Genomic DNA, 17,606 nt, shown 5'->3' with positions numbered 1-17,606 from the left:
GCGTCAGACCTTCAGCACGTCGCGACGCCGCAGCGGCCGCGCGAAAAGTTCGGCGAGGTCACCCGCCTGGTCGAAACCGTGGATCGGCGAGAAGACCAGTTCGATCGCCCATTTGGTCGTCAGACCTTCGCTCTCCAGCGGATTGGCGAGGCCAAGGCCGCAAACGGTAAGATCGGGCTTGGCGGCGCGGACGCGGTCGAGTTGCTTGTCGACGTCCTGCCCTTCGCTGATGACGGTCGTCGTCGGCAGCAGCGCAAGATCCTGCGCGAGATGACGGCGGTGGAGATAGGGCGTGCCGACTTCGAGCGGCACCATGCCGAGCTCCTGTGCCAGGAAGCGCGCGAGCGGCACTTCGAGCTGGGAGTCGGGCATGAAGAAGATGCTCTTGCCTTCGAGCTTAGTGCGGCAATGCTCGATCGCGCGCTTCGCACGCTCGCGGCCCGGCGCGATGACCGAGCGGAAATGCATTTCGTCGATCCCGAACGCGGTCGCGGCGGCGTGGAGCCAATTGGTCGTGCCCTCCGCGCCGAACGGGAACATCGCATCGAGCCGCACCGCGCCGCGGTCTTCGAGCGCGCGCGCTGTTTCGCCGAGGAAGGGTTGCGCGAGCAGGAAGCGCGTATTGGGGCCGACCGGCGGCATGTCGCCCGCGCGCCGCGCCGGAAGCGAGCGGACGGTGGTGATGCCGAGCTGCGCGAAAATCCGCAGAAACTGGTCCTCGACGACATCGGGCAGCGCGCCAACGATCATCAATTCCGGGGCAGCCCCTGGTGCGCTTGCGGCAAGGTCAGGGACGAGTGCAGCGAGGCACGCATCTTCACCCTCGGTGAAGGTCGTTTCGATGCCCGATCCCGAATAATTGAGGATCTTGGTCTTACCGGCATGCTTTGCCGACAGCCGCACCCCGGCGCGCGACAGGTCGAGTTTGATCACTTCCGAAGGGCATGATCCGACCAGAAAGAGGAGCTTGATATCGGGGCGGCGCGCGAGCAGCCGATCGACGACTCGATCGAGCTCCTCGTTGCAATCGACCATCCCGGCGAGATCGCGCTCTTCGATAATCGCGGTGCCGAAGCGGGGTTCGGCGAACACCATCACGCCCGCCGCCGATTGCAGCAGATGCGCACAGGTGCGCGATCCCACGACGAGGAAGAACGCGTCCTGCACCTTGCGATGCAGCCAGATGATCCCGGTCAGGCCGCAGAATACTTCGCGCTGGCCGCGTTCGCGCAGGACCGGCGCGCAATCGGTGCCGGCCGGCGCGACGAGGGGAGCCATCACGGTCATGCCGCCACCGTCTGCAGTGCGGGCGATGGTTCGGCTGCGCTCTGCAGCCGTGCCGCGCGTAGCTTCAGGATGAACTGCCCGGCGTTGATGGCATAGGTCGCATAGGCGGCGAGTGCGAGCAGCATCCGATCCCGCTCGGTGCCGAAATCACCGATCAACATCACCAGATACGCGGTGTGCAACGCGAGCACGAGGAAGCTGAACACGTCTTCCCAAAAGAAGGCTTCGGCGAACAGCCATTTGTCGAACACGACCTTTTCCCAGATCGAGCCCGTGATCATGATTGTGTAGAGCGTCAGCGTCTTGATGACGATCGACACGGTGGCGGCGTAAGCGCCCTCGCCGATCATCAAATAGCGCACGACCAGGACTGCGCTCACCAGAAAGACCAGGAATTGCAACGGCGCCAGAATGCCCTGGACGAGCGTCCACGGCGTCGAGTCGCGACGAATCCGCTGTTCGGGCGTGTAGAGCGGCGCGACGGTCCGCTGCGCCTGTTGGGATGTCGAAGGGTCGTCTTGCCGCATCGTTTCGATCCGCCTCTCTGCCGCAGAGACTAGGTCGAGGGCAGACAAAGTGTCAACAAGAATTGACGTAAAGAAAGTTGGACACTTTTTGCAGTGCGGCGTCGATCGGGCGTTGCCAGACAGATATAAGACACGTACGTTGCGACTCGCCGGAAAAGCCAAATATGGAACGTCCGACCGCTCAATCGGTACTTATCCACAGGGGATGGCAGGTATGGCGTCGGCGTTTAGAATCGAACGATTTGCGACCTCCGGCGCCAAGCGTGCGCCGTGCGGCGACAGCGCCCGTGGTGAGCGACTGGTCGATTTCCAACGTCGGGCCGATCTCGAATATGCCCGCTCGTTGACGCATTTGATCGAAAGCGAAATAATCCCACGACTGCTGGTCGCGCATAGCACCGGCCCGCATTCCGATAGTGACGTCGATACGGCGCGCGGGTCGGTCATTTCGGCGGAAGAGGTCGAGGCTTTCGCGCCGCTTGCACTTCAGGTCGAAGCGGACGAACTGCTCGAATATGTCGATGGTCTCGTTGCGCGCGGCGTGACCCTTGAATCGCTGCTGGTGGATCTGCTCGCCCCGGCGGCACGCCAGCTCGGGGAGCTCTGGGAGAGTGATGTCTGCGATTTCATCGATGTGACCATGGGTCTGTGGCGGTTGCAGGAAGTGGTTCACGAGCTGTCTGCGCGGTTGCCGCACGACCATAGCAAGCCGCTCGGTCAGGAGCGCCGCGCGCTCTTCGCATCGCTTGAGGGCGACCAACACAGCTTTGGCACCGTCGTGATCGACGAACTGTTTTGCGCCAATGGCTGGTTGACCGATCGCCTCCATGAAGTGACGACCGTCGAGTTGCTCGAGCGCGTTCGCGATGAGTGGTTCGATCTCGCCGGATTGACGATCACGTGCGACTGCCATATCGCGCCATTGCCTGCGATCGTGCGATCGATCCGCGGGTCTTCCAGAAATCCTCGGATTTGTGTGATGGTCGGTGGAAGGGTGTTTGCCGGAAATGCGGATCTTGCCGAATCTGTCGGTGCGGACGGGACAGCTCCCGACGCGAGGGTCGCGGTACGCGTCGCCGGGGAACTGGTCGATGCCGTGGCACAGGAGGCGGGCCAACCAATGGCCGGTTGATCTCGACATGAGGTCTGGCGGTGCCGGGTGAACCGCAAGACGTAGGATTTCAGGAGAATGAACGTTTCGTTTATGAACGATCGTCCCACTTTTGCCGCACCCAATGCATTTTCGAATCCCGACACGCTATCGGGTGCCTTGTCACCACAGGTGGCCGTCGCTTTGCTCGCATCGGTTGGCGATATTGCGTTGGTTCTCGACACCACAGGCGTTATTCGCGACGTCGCGATCTCAAACAGCGACCTTGTCACCCAGGGCTTCGCGACATGGGCCGGCCGACGGTGGGAAGATATCGTAACGATCGAGAGCAAGTCAAAGGTCATTGATATGCTCGCCGACAGTGGCGGCGTAGGTCCCGCGCGCTGGCGTCAGGTCAATCATCCGACCGTGAACGGCGACGTTCCGATCCGCTATCTGGTGATGAAAGTCGGGCAGGACGGCAGCGCGATCGCGATCGGGCGCGACATGCGCGCGGCGGCGGCGATGCAGCAGCGTCTGCTCCAAACGCAGCAATCGCTCGAACGCGATTATATCAAGCTGCGTCAGGTTGAGGCGCGGTATCGCTTGCTGTTCGATCTCGGGACCGAGCCGGTGCTGATTGTCGATGCCGCAACGCGCCGCATTCGAGAGATCAATCCCGCGGCGCTGCGTGTGATGGGGGTGAAGGAGAGCGCGCTCACCGATCGGCCCGTCGGTGAGATCGTTGATCCGATCGACCGCGACAGTTTCATCGCGCACCTTGGCGCAGCGAGTGCAAGCGACGATCTCGCGCCGGTTACCGTGCAATTGGCCAACGGGCAGGGCGAAGTCGAGATTTCCGCGCGGCTGTTCCGCCAAGGGCGGGCCGCCTTGCTGCTGGTGCGGATGTTCGCGGCCGAACCGGCCGTGGCAACCGATGACTATCATGTCACGATGGGCGACGTGATCGAACATATGCCAGATGCGTTCGTGCTGGCCGACTCGGCGCTCGCCATTCTCGTCGCGAATGCCGCGTTCGTCGAACTGTCGGGTGCGCCCTCGATTGAGCGCGTGACCGGCGAACCGCTGGCGAACTGGCTCGGCCGACCGGGAATCGACCTCGAACTGATCATCGGCCAGTTGCAGGAGCATGGCTCAGTCCGCAACGTCGCGACAATCCTGCGCGGGAGCGGCGGTGGTCAGGAGGAGATCGAGGTTTCGGGCGTATTAGCGCTGCATGGCGACAGCGAATGCTATGGCTTCACGATTCGCAATGTCGGGCGGCGGTTGCGCGGTGCACCTTCGACCGAGCGCGATTTGCCACGCTCGGTCGAACAACTCACCGAATTGGTCGGGCGCATGTCGCTTAAGGATATCGTGCGCGAATCGACCGATTTGATCGAGCGGCTCTGTATCGAAGCGGCGCTGGTCTACACCTCCGACAACCGCGCCTCGGCGGCGGAGATTCTCGGGGTGAGCCGCCAGAGCCTGTATTCGAAGCTGCATCGCCACGGCCTCGGCAATCTCGTTTCGGGTGACAATTGACGTAAATCTACGTCGGAAAGTGTCAATTCGATTTGACGCTTGCAAGTGTCAAGTTTAGCCTTGCGGCATGGCACGCGCTACGACTCCCCCAACGAAACCGGCGCCCACGGCAGCTCCGCTTCCGAAGCTACGCGACGTCGCCGAGTTGCTCAAGCCGATCACGTGGTTCCCGCCGATCTGGGCTTTCTTCTGCGGCACCGTGTCCTCGGGTATTCCGGTGGAAACGCGCTGGCCGTTCCTGATTGCGGGCGTGTTGCTGGTCGGGCCGCTGGTGTGCGGGACGAGCCAGGCGGTCAACGACTGGTTCGACCGGCACGTCGATGCGATCAACGAGCCCAACCGTCCGATTCCCTCGGGCCGGATCGCCGGACAATGGGGGCTGTGGATCGCGATCATCGGGACCGTCGTATCGGCAGCGCTGGCGGCGGTGATCGGGAGCTGGGTCTTCGCCGCGACGCTCGTCGCCTTATTCTTTGCCTGGGCCTATAGCGCGCCGCCGTTTCGGCTGAAGACCAGCGGGATCTGGGGGCCGATCTCGGTTGCGCTCACCTATGAAGGGCTGACCTGGTTCACCGGCGCGAGCGTGATGGCAGGCGCGCTGCCGCCGGCGCCGGTGCTGATCATCCTGGCACTGTATAGCGCAGGCGCGTTCGGCATCATGACGCTCAACGATTTCAAAGCGGTCGAGGGTGACCGCGCAATGGGAATTCGCTCGCTGCCCGCAACGCTCGGCGTCGATCGGGCGGCGCGGATCGCCTGCGTCGTGATGGCGGTGCCGCAAGTCGTGGTGGTCGCGCTGCTTTTGAGCTGGGGCCACATGCTGGTCGCTGCGATCGTCGCCGCGATGCTGCTCGCGCAGCTTGCGCTGATGCCGCGGCTGCTGCGCGATCCGCTCAAGCAAACGCCGTGGTACAATGCGACGGGGACGAGTCTCTACGTGCTCGGTATGCTGGCTTCGGCGTTCGGCCTCGGCGGAGTGCTCGGGCTGTGACGCGCGCGCCGCTCGGCTGGCTCGGCATCGTCCGGCTGGGCCTCGTGCAAAGCGCGATTGGGTCGATCGTGATGCTTGCGACGTCGCTGCTCAACCGCGTGATGGTCGTCGAATATGCGTTGCCTGCGGCGCTCCCCGCCGGGCTCGTGGCGTGGCATTATGCCGTGCAGCTTTCGCGGCCGGTGTGGGGGCATGGATCGGACAGCGGACGCCGCCGGACGCCGTGGATCATTGGCGGCATGGCGGTGCTTGCCGGTGGCGCGATGCTCGCGGTGCAATCGGTGGCGTTGCTTTCGGACAGTGCCTGGCTCGGATACGCAACCGCAATTCTCGCCTTTTCGCTGATCGGCGCGGGCGTCGGTGCGGCGGGTACGTCGCTGCTCGCCTTGCTCGCAACGCGCGTTGCGCCCGAACGCCGCGCGGCGGCGGCCTCGATCACGTGGATCATGATGATTGCTGGGATCGTCATATCTGCGGCGGTTGCGGGCAAGTTGGTCGATCCCTTCAGCTTCGTCCGGCTGGTTGCGGTGGTTGGCGGTGTCGCGGCCACGGCGTTTTTCGTCTCGATATTCGCCATTTGGGGTGTCGAGGGGGTAACGGCTGCCATTGCGGAGCCGCGCGAAGCGCCCGCTATGGGGTTCGGTGCTGCGCTGGTCGAGCTGTGGGCGGATAGCGATGCGCGGCGCTTCACGATCTTCGTTTTCCTCTCGATGCTGGCATATTCGATGCAGGATTTAATCCTCGAACCCTTTACCGGGCTCCGCTTCGGCATGACGCCGGGCCAATCGACGCAAATTTCAAGCGTGCAGCACGGCGGCGTTCTGATCGGCATGATCCTGGTGGGGATTGGCGGCAGCGCTTTTTCTAAGCGTGGGTCCGCGGCCGGTCGGGCGCACGGTTTGCAACGCTGGATCGTCGGGGGATGCATCGGCTCGGCGCTGGCGCTGACCGGCCTCGCTATGGCAGCGCGGTTCGGGCCGGGCTGGCCGATCATCGGCAATATCTTCGCGCTCGGTTTTGCCAATGGCGTGTTCGCGGTGGCGGCGATCGGGACGATGATGGCGCTGGCGGGTGCCGGTGGCCCAAATCGCGAGGGCATCCGTATGGGCGTGTGGGGGGCGGCGCAAGCACTCGCCTTTGGGACGGGCGGCCTCACTGGCGCGGTCGCGGTCGATGTCGGGCGCGCGCTGACGGGGTCGCTCCCCGAAACTTTTATGCTGGTATTCGGGACAGAGGCTTTTCTGTTCCTCGTCGCGGCGGCTTTGTGCCTTCGCACCGCGCCATCGCGCGCATCTCTGGTGGGTCGGGAGGTAACGATATGAAACAACCGCAGTTCGATTGTGTCGTCATTGGCGGAGGGCCTTCGGGGGCGACCGCGGCCACTGATCTGGCGCGGGGCGGGCATCACGTCCTGCTGCTCGACCGGGCGGGCCGGATTAAACCCTGTGGCGGGGCGATCCCGCCGCGCGCAATCGAGGATTTCGCGATCCCCGATCATCTGCTCGTCGGCAAGGCGACGCTGGCGCGGATGATCGCGCCGTCGTCAAAGACGGTCGACATGCCGGTCAGCGCCGATGGCAAGGGCGGGTTCGTCGGCCTGGTCGATCGCGAGAGCTTCGACGAATGGCTCCGCGCCCGCGCCGCGCTGGCCGGAGCCGAGCGGCGCACCGGGATTTTTGAGCGGATCGACCGCGATGCCGATGGCACGGCGATCGTCGTGTACCGCGAAGGCCGCGGCGGCACTGAGCAGCGCGTTTCCGCGCGCAGCGTGATCGGTGCGGATGGGGCACGATCGGGCGTCGCGCGGGCCGAGCTGAAAGGGGCCGACAAGGTGCCCTGCGTCTTCGCCTATCACGAGATCGTCGCCTCCCCGCCCGAAGGCAGCAGCGCCGATTTCGACCGGGCGCGCTGCGACGTCTTCTATCAGGGCAAGCATTCGCCCGATTTCTACGCCTGGGTCTTTCCGCACGGCAATCAGGCGAGCATCGGCGTCGGCAGCGCAAACAAGGGATTCGACTTGCGCGAGGCGGTTGCCGCCGTGCGCGCGCAGACCGGGCTCGATACGTGCGACACGATCCGACGCGAGGGCGCGCCGATCCCGCTCAAGCCGCTCAAGCGCTGGGACAATGGTCGTGACGTCTTGGTCGCGGGCGATGCCGCCGGGGTCGTCGCGCCGGCATCGGGCGAGGGCATCTATTACGCGATGGTGGGCGGGCGATTGGCTGCGGACGCGGTGACCCAGTTCCTCGCTACCGGCAAGGCATCGGCGCTGAAACTGGCGCGCAAACGCTTCATGCGCGAACATGGCCGGGTGTTCTGGATTCTCGGGATCATGCAATATTTCTGGTATTCCAGCGACAAGCGCCGCGAGCGCTTCGTCAAGATCTGCGAAGATCCCGACGTGCAGCGGCTGACCTGGGACGCCTATATGAACAAGCGGCTGGTCCGATCGAAGCCGGTCGCGCATCTCCGCATCTTCCTCAAGGATATGCGGCACCTACTGGGGCTGGCCGAGGCGTGAAGGTGAAGGCACCGGTTCCGCATCGTTCCTGGGGGTTGCCGGTTCTGATCGGTGGGTTCGCCGCGATTGCCGTCGCGGGGATGGGGACCACGATTACCGCGATGGGACCGTGGTACTATAGCCTGGTACAACCGCGCTGGGCGCCGCCCGAGGTCGCCTACAGCATCGCCTGGACGGTGATCTACCTTTTCACCGGGCTTGCGGCGATCACGGGGTGGCGCGCCATGCCGGATCGCCAAGGCGGCGACTGGATCGTCGGACTGTTCGCCTTCACCGGCTTTCTGAACATCGTGTGGAGTCTGTTGTTCTTTCACTTGCATCGGCCGGATTGGGCGGCGGTCGAGATCGTCGTCCTGGCCGTTGCGATCGTGGTGTGGATCTACATCGTCTGGCCACGGTCGATGGCGGCGGGGCTGCTGCTGCTGCCCTATCTCGGCGGTGTGATCTTTGCCGGTTATCACACCATGATGGTCGTGAAGCTCAACGGGCCGTTCGGCTGAACACCGTCGCGCTCTGGCTGTTCGGGCAAGGGCATGCCGTCGATCTGATCCTTGGTATCATGGCGCTGGAATGGCTGGTGCTGACGCGCGGACGCGGATGGCGCGGCGGTGATGCCGCGCTGCGCTTGCTACCGGGGGCGCTGATGCTGCTGGCGCTGCGCGCGGCATTGACCGGTGGCGGATGGCCGTGGATCGCGCTTGCGCTCGCGGCGTCGTTTCCAGCGCACCTCGCCGATATCGCGCGACGGCCGCGGCGTTAGAAACGAGAAAGGGCCCGGCATCGCTGCCGGACCCTTCCCGTTTTCGTTAGACGTCGGTGCTTATCAATTGGCCTTCAGGTACGCGATAACGTCCGCCCGCTTCTGCGGATCGGTCGGCCAGCCGGCGAAGCTCATCTTCGTGCCGGGGACGATCCGCTGCGGATTCTCCAGATACTGGAACAGTTTCTCTTCGGTCCAGGTGATGCCGCTGTTCTTGTTGGCGGCCGAATAGGTGTAGCCCGCGATTTCGCCAGCCTTGCGGCCCACGATATTGTGGAGCGACGGGCCGATCTTGTTCACGCCGGCTTCGATCGCGTGGCACGTCTTGCACGTGATGAAGTCGGCTTCGCCCTTCTTGGCGTCGCCCGTGTATGACGCGAACTTCACGCCCGCGACGGTGTCGGTGTTGTCTGCGGCAACCGCTGCTGCGGCGGCCGGAGCGGCTGGTGCCGCCGCAGTATCTGCTGCGGGCGTGGTTGCCGTCGTCGTGGTCGTGGTGCTGCTCGTTTCTTCGTTATCCGCCTTCTTCGCGCAGGCGGACAGGGCCAGGGCGGCACAGGCCACACCAAAGCTAACCCGACCGAAACGCGTCATCGATCCTACTTGCATCATCCTGCTCCTCTTGGGTCTTCAGACTACTCCCGAACGTACATTTCGCATTATCGTGCCATGACTGTCCACAACAATTGACACCGCGGGGCCGATGTTGCCCGGCGCGCAGGCGGAAGCGGATCGCCGATGGGCATGTCTCCGATATGGGCAAGGCCGCGGAAACTGGGCTATGCGCATTGCATGATTCGCGTCGGACTGATCGGATACGGGCTCGCGGGCGCGTCCTTCCATGCGCCTTTGATCGGCGCGGTCCCGGGGTTGCGGCTGGTAAGCATCGTGACCTCGCGCCGCGGGGATGTCGCGCGCGATCGGCCGGAGGTGACGGTTGTCGTAGATGCTGCCCGTTTGATGGCTGACCCCGCGATCGATCTGGTCGTGATCGCGACGCCGGACCATCTCCATGCGCCGCTTGCGCAGGCGGCATTGAGCGCGGGCAAGCATGTCGTGATCGACAAGCCGTTCGTGACCGATCCCGCCGACGGCGCGGCGCTGATCACGCTCGCCGAATCGCACGGGCTGATGCTGTCGGCATTCCACAATCGGCGCTGGGATGCCGATTTCCTGACGGTCCAGCGCGTGGTGGCGGACGGCGTGCTTGGCGACATCGCGCTTGCCGAATTGCGCTGGGACCGCTTTCGTCCTGCGATCAAGCTGGGCTGGCGCGAGACCCAAGGTGCCGGGCTGCTCAACGATCTCGGCCCACATTTGCTCGACCAGGCGCTGGTGCTGTTCGGCGCGCCGGATGCGGTGTCGGCGGACCTCGCAACGCAGCGCACGAGTGCGACGACCGAGGATTATTTCGAGATCACGCTATCTTATGGGAGCCGCCGGGTCATCGTCTCGGCCGCGACGCTCCTCGCCCAGCCGCGCCCGCGCTTTGCGCTGTACGGCACCGCCGGCAGTTTCGTAAAACACGGCATCGATCCGCAAGAAGCCGTGCTCCGCGCCGGGCTTCCGCCGACCTCTCCGGGTTTTGGGGAGGATGGGCCCGATGCCTATGGCACGCTCACCGCCGCCGACGGCACGACTCGCAGCGAGCCGAGCGTTCGCGGAGACTGGCGCCGTTACTATGAGGGCGTGGTTGCCGCGATCACCGTCGGCGCGGGGGCACCAGTTCCCGCGCGCGACGCGCAGGCCGTGATGGAGCTGATTGCGCTCGCCCGCCGCAGCGCGGACGAAGGGCAACGCCTGCCGCTCGCCTGACCTCGCCGAGGACTCAGCCGCGCGACAGTGGCCCGTGATCGATGTGCGGTAGCACATGCCGCGCGAACAAATCGGCCTCGGCGGCGTGCGGATAGCCCGACAGGATGAACGCCTCGATCCCCATCGCGCGATACGCGTTGAGCTTGGCCAGAACCTGATCGGGATCGCCGACGATTGCCGCGCCGCAGCCCGAACGCGCGCGGCCCACGCCTGTCCACAAATTCGCCTCGGCATAGCCGTCATCTGCGGCATTCTCACGCAACGCCGCTTGCGCCGCCACCCCGGCGGAATGCGAATCGAGCGATTTCGCGCGGATTGCGGCACCTTCTGCGGCATCGAGCTTGGACAGCAAACGGTCGGCCGCGGTGCGCGCCTCGGCTTCGGTATCGCGGACAATGACGTGTGCGCGATACCCGAACTTCAGCGTGCGGCCATGCGCGGCGGCGCGCGCGGTCATGTCGGCGATGATGTCGGCGACGACCTCCTGCTTGTCGGGCCACATTAGGAAAACGTCGCAGCCCTTGGCTGCGGCCTCGCGCGCATCGGGACTGAGCCCGCCGAAATAGAGCAGAGGTGCCGTGCCCGAAACGGTGCCGATCCGCGGCGGATCGACCTTCAGTTTCCAGAATTCGCCGTCATGGTCGAGCGATTCGCCGTTCAGCAAGGTCTTGAGGATGTGCATCGCCTCGACCGTGCGCGCGTAGCGCGGTGCGCTGCCGAGCGTTTCGCCCGGCATGTCCGACGAGATGATGTTTACGCACAGCCGACCCCCGAGCAGCCGATCGATCGTCGCGATCTGGCGCGCGAGTTGCGGCGGCCAGGTTTCGCCGATCCGCACCGCCATCAATAGCGCCATGCGCTTGAGCATCGGCGCGATCGCGGCGGCGAAGGCGGTGGTGTCGATGCCGAGCTGGTAGCCCGAGGGCAGCAGGATATTATCGAACCCGCCGCTTTCGGCCTGCAACACGATATCGCGGCAATGCTCCCAGCTTGATTTCAGCTTGGCATCGGGTACGCCGAGGAATTCGTAATCGTCGTCGCACAGCGCCGAGAACCAGCTGACCTCGCATGGCGGCAGGGTGGGGGGCAGCGCGGTCATGGCAGGCGCTCCCCGCGCGAGGCGACCAGCACGTCGTACCAGCTCTGGCGGGTGAAGCGGACCTTATAGACGTCGGCGATCTCGCCGATCCGCGCGACATTCTGTGTACCGACGATCGGGATGGCGCGCGCCGGATGCGCCATGATCCAGGCATAGGCCGCGGTCGCCCGTGACACGCCTGCGGCCTCGGCCACGACATCAAGCGCGGCAGCAACCGCCTTCGACCGCGCGTCCTCAGGCGCGCCGATCCGGCCACCGCCGAGCGGCGACCAGGCGAGCACCGCAACATCGCGCTCCATCGTCAAATCGAACAGGCCGTCGGTGATCGGATCAAGCGCGAGCGCCGAGAATTCGGGCTGCACGCTCGCCAGCGGGATCGTCAGCAGCGCAGCGATCGCTTGCGTCTGCGGCACGGTGTAGTTCGACACGCCGACCGCGCGGACCTTGCCCGATGTCACCATCTCTTCGAGCGTGCGCGCGACTTCCTGCGGACGCGCGAGGATATCGGGCCGGTGGATCTGGTAGAGATCGACCTGTTCGACCTGCAACCGCGTGAGCGACGCGTCGAGCGCCGCCATCAGATAATCACGACCCGAATCATAGGGCACGGGCGGGGTGATGCCGCCCTTGGTCGCCAGCACCATCCGCGCGCGCAATTCAGGCGCATCGGCGAAGATCCGGCCCAACAACGCCTCGGCATCACCGAACCCGCCCGAGCCGTCGAACCCGTAAATATCGGCGGTGTCGAATAGCGTCACACCCGCTGCAAACGCCGCCTCGATCAGCGCGCGGCCCTCGGTTTGCGAGGCGTGACCGAATCGCCACATCCCCCACGCAATCGGGCTGACCATGATTCCGCTCTTGCCGAGCGCGCGCATTTCGGGTGTAAGCATGATTTCAGACATCGTTGTCATATAGAGAAGAAGATCGTGGGAGAGCAAGTGCGATACGGCCTGGTTGGTACCGGAATGATGGGTGTCGAGCATTTGACCAACCTGGCGATCACGCCGGGCGCGGTGGTGACGGCACTGGCTGATCCGTCGCAAGGGTCGCTCGGTTGGGCTAAGAGCGCGCTTGGCGATCGCGCGGAGAAGGCGACCGCGTTCGATTCGGTCGAGGCGCTCGCCAAGAGCGGCCTGTGCGACGCGGTGATCGTTGCCAGCCCCAATTTCACGCATCGCACCGTGCTCGAACCATTGTTCGATGCGGGTCTGCACATCCTGTGCGAAAAGCCGCTGGCCACGACGATCGAGGATTGCCGCTGGATCGTCGATCGCGCCGCCGCCACCGACAAGGTGTTCTGGACCGCGATGGAATATCGCTACATGCCGCCGGCAGCCGAATTCATCGCCGACATCCATGGCGGCAAGATCGGCAAATTGCAGATGCTGTCGATCCGCGAGCATCGCTTCCCGTTTCTGGTCAAGGTCGCCGACTGGAATCGCTTCAACCGCAACACCGGCGGCACGATGGTCGAGAAATGCTGCCATTTCTTCGATCTGATGCGGCTGATCACGCAGAGCGAGGCAGTGCGCGTCTATTGCTCGGGCGCGATGGACGTGAACCATCTCGACGAGACGTATGGCGGCGAGCGGCCAGACATCATCGACAATAGCTATACGACGGTCGATTTCGCGAATGGCGTGCGCGCCATGCTTGATCTGTCGATGTTCGCCGATGGCGCGGAAAACCAAGAAGAGATCACCGCAGTCGGTAGCGACGCGCGGCTCGACGTGCTGATCCCGGAAGGCGCTTTGGTGCATTCGCCGCGCGTGGGGTTCCGCAACGCCAAGCAGGCGACCCGCCGTGTCGTCCATACCGACGAAACTGCGCTCAACGCCGGCAGCCATCACGGTTCGACCTTCTATGAGCACCAGCGCTTCAACGCCGCTGTCCGTGGTGCGGGGCCGGTCGAGGTGACCGCGCACGACGGCATGATGGCGGTTGCAATCGGCACCGCCGCCGAGATCAGCGCGCGCGAGCACCGCGTGGTAAAAATGGCCGAACTGGGGTTCTGACACCAAGCAGGGCTTTACCGCCGACAAGCATGATTGCGCTGTCAGTGGCACGATTACGATAATATCCATCAAACAGATGGGATTTATATTTTGAGGAGGGGATTATGACAAAGACCGTATTTCTGTCGGGCGCCGCGTCGCTCGCATTGCTTACCGCCACACCCGCTTTCGCGCAGACCGCTGCACCCGCGCCGGTAGCCGCCGAACCCGCCGCCGACGATGCGAACCCCGGCGACATTATCGTTACCGCGCAGAAGCGTTCTGAGCGGCTGCAGAACGTGCCGCTCGCCGTTACCGTCGTGTCGGGCGACGCGATTTCCTCGCAGGGCCGTACCAGCCTCGAGGGTGCGCAATATCTCGTCCCCTCGCTCAACTTCGTGAAGGCCGGCACCGCACTCAATCAAGCGCTGTTCCTGCGCGGCATCGGCACCACCTCCTTCTCGATCGCGGTCGAGCCGACCGTGTCGACCGTGCTCGACGGCGTCGTGCTTGCGCGTGCGGCAGAGGCGTTCACCGATCTCGTCGATATCGACCGGCTGGAGGTGCTGCGCGGCCCGCAGGGCACGCTCTTCGGCAAGAATGCCAGCGCTGGCGTGATCAACATCGTGTCGAAGCGTCCCGGCCGCACGATCGGCGGCTATGCCGAGGGCAGCGTCTATTTCGCCAACGGCATGGAATATCGCGCGCGTGGCGCGATCGATCTGCCGTTGTCGGAGTCGATCCGCACGCGCACGACCGCCTTCTACGACAAATATGACGGCAACATCTTCAACATCGCGCCCAATGTGAACCGCCGCGTCAATGGCTATGAGCATTATGGCGTGCGCTCGATCGTCGAGGCCGACGCCAGCGCGTTCGTGAAGCTGACGCTGATCGGCGATTATCACCGCAACAATGACGATTGCTGCGCCGAAGTGATCGGCGGCGCGCCGCTGACCGCGACCGGTGCGGTCAACACCGCCAACCTCGCGCTGATCCAGACGGTCCTGCCGACGCTTCAGGGCAATGAAAGCCGCCGCATCAACCAGAACCTCGTCACGCGCACGATCGAGACGGGTTATGGGTTCTCAGGCCAGGCCGACATTACTGTCGGCACGCAGACCGTGACGTCGATCACCGCCTATCGCAATTTCGCCAATAACGAGATTCGCGACGGCGATTTCTATCCGCAGGCCTATATCGGCGTCGCGCAATCGCACGATACCGGCCCGCAGACCGGCGATACGTTCAGCCAGGAATTGCGGCTGACTTCGCCGGGTAAGGAGCTGATCGATTACGTCATTGGCGGCTATTATTCGCGCACCGCGACGCGTCGTATCTTCCAGCGCGACAATGCGTTCTGCTCGGCGGCAACCCCACCAGCGCCAACGGGCGTGCTGACGCCGTGCACCAGCAGCTTGGCCGGACCGACCAGCACCGCCTTCGGTCGCGCCGATTATGGTTCGGTGTTCAAAAACCTTGCTGTGTTCGCGCAAGGGACGCTCAACGTCGCGGACAATTTCCGCTTCATCGGCGGCGTGCGCTACACGCACGATCAGCTCGACGCGACCTTCTCGCGGACGACCAGCCCGGGCAACGGCGCCTCGAACCCGCCGCTCGACCAGGGCGTGTTCGATTCGCGCACCTCGCCCACGACGAACGGCAATCCTGCCGCCGCCAACGGCATTCCCTATACCGCCCGCACCGTGGCCGATAATTTCTCGGGCAAGGCCGGCGTGCAGTATGACATCACGCGCGGGTCGACCGCTTATGCCAGCTACACGCGCGGCTATAAGGGACCGGCGTTCAACCTGTTTTTCAACTTGCAGCCGACTGGGGCCAAGGCGCTCGAGCCGGAAACCTCCAACGCGTATGAAATCGGCCTGAAGAACACGCTGTTCGGCGGCAAGCTGACGCTCAACCTCGCGGCCTATTACGCGCAGTACAGCAATTTCCAGGCGAACAACCCGGATACGCTGGTCATCAACGGCGTCACCACCGTGATCACCCGCTTCACCAATGCGGGCAAGGTCTCAACGCGCGGCGGCGAAGTCGACTTCACCTTCCGCCCGGTGCGCGACCTCAACATCTCGGGCGGTGCGGCCTATTCCGACGCGCATGTCGATCAGTTCAACCCGCCCCCGGTGCGCACCCCGAATGACATCATCGCGCCGGGTACGCCGCTCGGTTTCGCGCCGAAGTGGAAGGGCGACATCTCGGCCGATTACCGGATCCGCACCAATGCGCCGGTCGATTTCGCGCTGGGCGCGCAGGGGTCGTATCAGTCGAGCCAGCTCTCGATTTTCACGCCCGATCCGGTGGTGCGCGCGGCAGGCACGATCGCGGGCTATGGTCTGGTCAATCTCTCGGCGTCGATCATCGACAAGGCCGATCACTACAAGCTGACCTTCACGGTGCGGAACCTGTTCGACCAGAGCTTCGCCGCGACGATCGCCAATGGCGGGCCGAGCGGTGCATATCGTTACCAGATCCCGCGCGATGCCGATCGCTACTTCGGCGTGACGGGTCGCGTGAACTTCTGATTGTTGAACGAATGGCCCCCTCCCGCAAAAGCGGGAGGGGGCTTTTTTATGCCGTCAGTGGGCCGCGACCAACCCGTCGCCGCGCTCGCTCTCGTCGATCGGCACGATGTTCGGGATCAGCAAATGGATCGCCAGCAGCGCGGTCAGATACGACCCAGCGCAAATCGCCAGCGCCGGCGCATAGCCCCAGCCATGCGCCAAGGCATACGCCTGGAACTGGATCATCCCGACCGAGCACAGATTGCCGCAGAATGCCGCGATGCCGATCCGGCTGCCAACTGACCGTGCCGGGGTGATGTCAGTGGTCACGCCGAAGACGTTGGTCGAAAACCCCTGATGCGCGAACAGGACCAGGCCGAGCAGCAACGCCGCCGACCACGGGCTCGATACGCTTTGCACGAACACGACCGGCAGCACGAGCAAGGCATAGCCAAGCATCGTGACCTTGCGCGCGCGGTTGACGCTCCACCCAGCCGCCATCAGCCGTGACGGCACGAACCCGCCCGTCAGCGCGCCGCACGCCGCCATCACGTAAACGAGCGCGACCGGCAGCCCGAGCGTGCCTTGCGGCATCCCGAACAGCCGGTGGAACAGATCGGGCAGCCACAGCAGCATGAAGAACCACACTTGATCCGACAGGATCTTGGCGATCGCGATCGCGGCGGTCTCGCGGCTGCGCAGCACGCTCAGCCACGGCACCGGGGCTGGCGCGACCGCGTCGAGCGCGACCGGCTTGATCCGAAGCGCGAACCACACCACCACCCAAACGACACCCAGGCCGCCCGCCACCAGAAACGCCGATTGCCACCCGAACGCCACTGCGAGCGCCGGGATGAACAAGGGCGTCACGATCGCGCCGATATTGGGCGCGGTATTACCGATGCCCAAGGCGATCTGCCGGTCCTTATGGTTGAAATAGGTCGCCGCCGATTTGACCGCGGCGGGGGTTCCGACCGATTCGGCCATGCCGAGCACGATCCGCGCGGCGAAGAACGCGGGGACCGAGGTGGCAAAGGCATGCGCCATGCCGGCCAGACTCCAGATCAGCACGCCAAGCGCGAAGCCGAGCCGCAAACCGACGCGATCGAGGAACCAGCCGGTGCCGAGAAAGGCAAAGGCGGTCGCGATCTGGAACGCGGTGCCCATGTTGGCATAATCCTGATCGGACCAGCGGAACTCCGCCTCGAGCGTGGGCTTCAGCAGCGCGAGGATCTGCCGGTCGACATAATTGAGCATGATCGCGACGAACACCATCGCCACGATGATCCAGCGCGCCGACCCACCCCTGATCCCAAATGCCATCCGATTCCGCTCCCGTCTTTTTCTTGCGACAACGTTGTCACACGTCGTGCGCCGACGCTATAGCAAACCTACCGTTCGCCCTGAGCTTGTCGAAGGGCTACTTTTCTTTCAACGCCTGATCGCGTGGTG

16 protein-coding genes are annotated in these 17,606 nt (G+C 64.3%); 10 read left to right on the top strand and 6 right to left on the bottom strand.

What is annotated here, in order from left to right; translation table 11 throughout:
- Window positions 1–3 precede the first annotated feature (3 nt).
- Together HMP06_RS12505 and bchF are read right to left on the bottom strand one after the other, a co-directional pair.
- On the bottom strand, window positions 4–1,287 hold the full coding sequence (locus HMP06_RS12505; protein ID WP_176497367.1) for a ferredoxin:protochlorophyllide reductase (ATP-dependent) subunit N: 1,284 nt from the start codon (window positions 1,285–1,287) through the stop codon (window positions 4–6).
- Window positions 1,284–1,814, bottom strand: coding sequence for a 2-vinyl bacteriochlorophyllide hydratase (gene bchF / locus HMP06_RS12500; RefSeq protein ID WP_176497366.1), 531 nt, complete (start codon window positions 1,812–1,814; stop codon window positions 1,284–1,286). The genes HMP06_RS12505 and bchF overlap by 4 nt, the downstream gene beginning before the upstream one ends.
- 205 nt (window positions 1,815–2,019) lie before the next feature.
- On the opposite strand from bchF, the gene HMP06_RS12495 reads away from it, so the two are divergent.
- The 7 genes from HMP06_RS12495 to HMP06_RS12465 all read left to right on the top strand — a co-directional run bounded on the left by HMP06_RS12495 (window position 2,020) and on the right by HMP06_RS12465 (window position 8,721).
- On the top strand, window positions 2,020–2,946 hold the full coding sequence (locus tag HMP06_RS12495) for a cobalamin B12-binding domain-containing protein (RefSeq protein WP_232089660.1): 927 nt from the start codon (window positions 2,020–2,022) through the stop codon (window positions 2,944–2,946).
- Between the two features lie 72 nt (window positions 2,947–3,018).
- Window positions 3,019–4,449: a transcriptional regulator PpsR gene (ppsR, locus tag HMP06_RS12490; protein WP_176497365.1), complete on the top strand. Its 1,431-nt coding sequence runs from the start codon at window positions 3,019–3,021 to the stop codon at window positions 4,447–4,449.
- Between the two features lie 67 nt (window positions 4,450–4,516).
- Window positions 4,517–5,440, top strand: a complete 924-nt coding sequence (gene chlG / locus HMP06_RS12485) for a chlorophyll synthase ChlG (RefSeq protein ID WP_176497364.1) — start codon at window positions 4,517–4,519, stop codon at window positions 5,438–5,440.
- Window positions 5,437–6,762 (top strand): BCD family MFS transporter, encoded by a 1,326-nt coding sequence (locus HMP06_RS12480; RefSeq protein WP_232089658.1) that lies wholly within the window; start codon window positions 5,437–5,439, stop codon window positions 6,760–6,762. Before chlG ends, HMP06_RS12480 begins: the two co-directional genes overlap by 4 nt.
- Entirely contained in the window at window positions 6,759–7,961 is a 1,203-nt protein-coding gene (locus HMP06_RS12475; protein WP_176497363.1) for a geranylgeranyl diphosphate reductase, read from the top strand. Before HMP06_RS12480 ends, HMP06_RS12475 begins: the two co-directional genes overlap by 4 nt.
- 2 nt (window positions 7,962–7,963) lie before the next feature.
- Complete coding sequence (locus HMP06_RS12470) at window positions 7,964–8,461, top strand: TspO/MBR family protein (RefSeq protein WP_232089656.1); 498 nt, start codon at window positions 7,964–7,966, stop codon at window positions 8,459–8,461.
- A gap of 59 nt (window positions 8,462–8,520) precedes the next feature.
- Entirely contained in the window at window positions 8,521–8,721 is a 201-nt protein-coding gene (locus HMP06_RS12465) for a hypothetical protein (protein WP_232089654.1), read from the top strand.
- 63 nt (window positions 8,722–8,784) lie between these two features.
- On the opposite strand, the gene HMP06_RS12460 is transcribed toward HMP06_RS12465, so the two are convergent.
- Entirely contained in the window at window positions 8,785–9,330 is a 546-nt protein-coding gene (locus HMP06_RS12460) for a c-type cytochrome (RefSeq protein WP_176498525.1), read from the bottom strand.
- A gap of 183 nt (window positions 9,331–9,513) precedes the next feature.
- On the opposite strand from HMP06_RS12460, the gene HMP06_RS12455 reads away from it, so the two are divergent.
- Window positions 9,514–10,536: an oxidoreductase gene (locus tag HMP06_RS12455; protein WP_176497361.1), complete on the top strand. Its 1,023-nt coding sequence runs from the start codon at window positions 9,514–9,516 to the stop codon at window positions 10,534–10,536.
- Between the two features lie 13 nt (window positions 10,537–10,549).
- Here HMP06_RS12455 and HMP06_RS12450 read toward each other — a convergent pair whose 3' ends face one another.
- Window positions 10,550–11,635, bottom strand: coding sequence for an LLM class flavin-dependent oxidoreductase (locus tag HMP06_RS12450; RefSeq protein WP_176497360.1), 1,086 nt, complete (start codon window positions 11,633–11,635; stop codon window positions 10,550–10,552).
- Window positions 11,632–12,540, bottom strand: coding sequence for an aldo/keto reductase (locus tag HMP06_RS12445; protein WP_176497359.1), 909 nt, complete (start codon window positions 12,538–12,540; stop codon window positions 11,632–11,634). Before HMP06_RS12445 ends, HMP06_RS12450 begins: the two co-directional genes overlap by 4 nt.
- A gap of 36 nt (window positions 12,541–12,576) precedes the next feature.
- On the opposite strand from HMP06_RS12445, the gene HMP06_RS12440 reads away from it, so the two are divergent.
- Together HMP06_RS12440 and HMP06_RS12435 are read left to right on the top strand one after the other, a co-directional pair.
- Window positions 12,577–13,653 (top strand): Gfo/Idh/MocA family protein, encoded by a 1,077-nt coding sequence (locus HMP06_RS12440; protein ID WP_176497358.1) that lies wholly within the window; start codon window positions 12,577–12,579, stop codon window positions 13,651–13,653.
- 104 nt (window positions 13,654–13,757) lie between these two features.
- The gene (locus tag HMP06_RS12435) at window positions 13,758–16,175 is read left to right on the top strand and encodes a TonB-dependent receptor (RefSeq protein WP_176497357.1); all 2,418 of its coding nucleotides are present in this window, start codon (window positions 13,758–13,760) and stop codon (window positions 16,173–16,175) included.
- A 54-nt stretch (window positions 16,176–16,229) separates the two neighbouring features.
- Here HMP06_RS12435 and HMP06_RS12430 read toward each other — a convergent pair whose 3' ends face one another.
- Window positions 16,230–17,477, bottom strand: a complete 1,248-nt coding sequence (locus HMP06_RS12430; RefSeq protein ID WP_176497356.1) for an MFS transporter — start codon at window positions 17,475–17,477, stop codon at window positions 16,230–16,232.
- Window positions 17,478–17,606: the final 129 nt, after the last annotated feature.

The sequence above is a fragment of the Sphingomonas sp. HMP6 genome, from assembly GCF_013374095.1.
Taxonomy (GTDB): domain Bacteria; phylum Pseudomonadota; class Alphaproteobacteria; order Sphingomonadales; family Sphingomonadaceae; genus Sphingomonas.
This window is presented reverse-complemented; position numbering and strand designations above follow the sequence as displayed.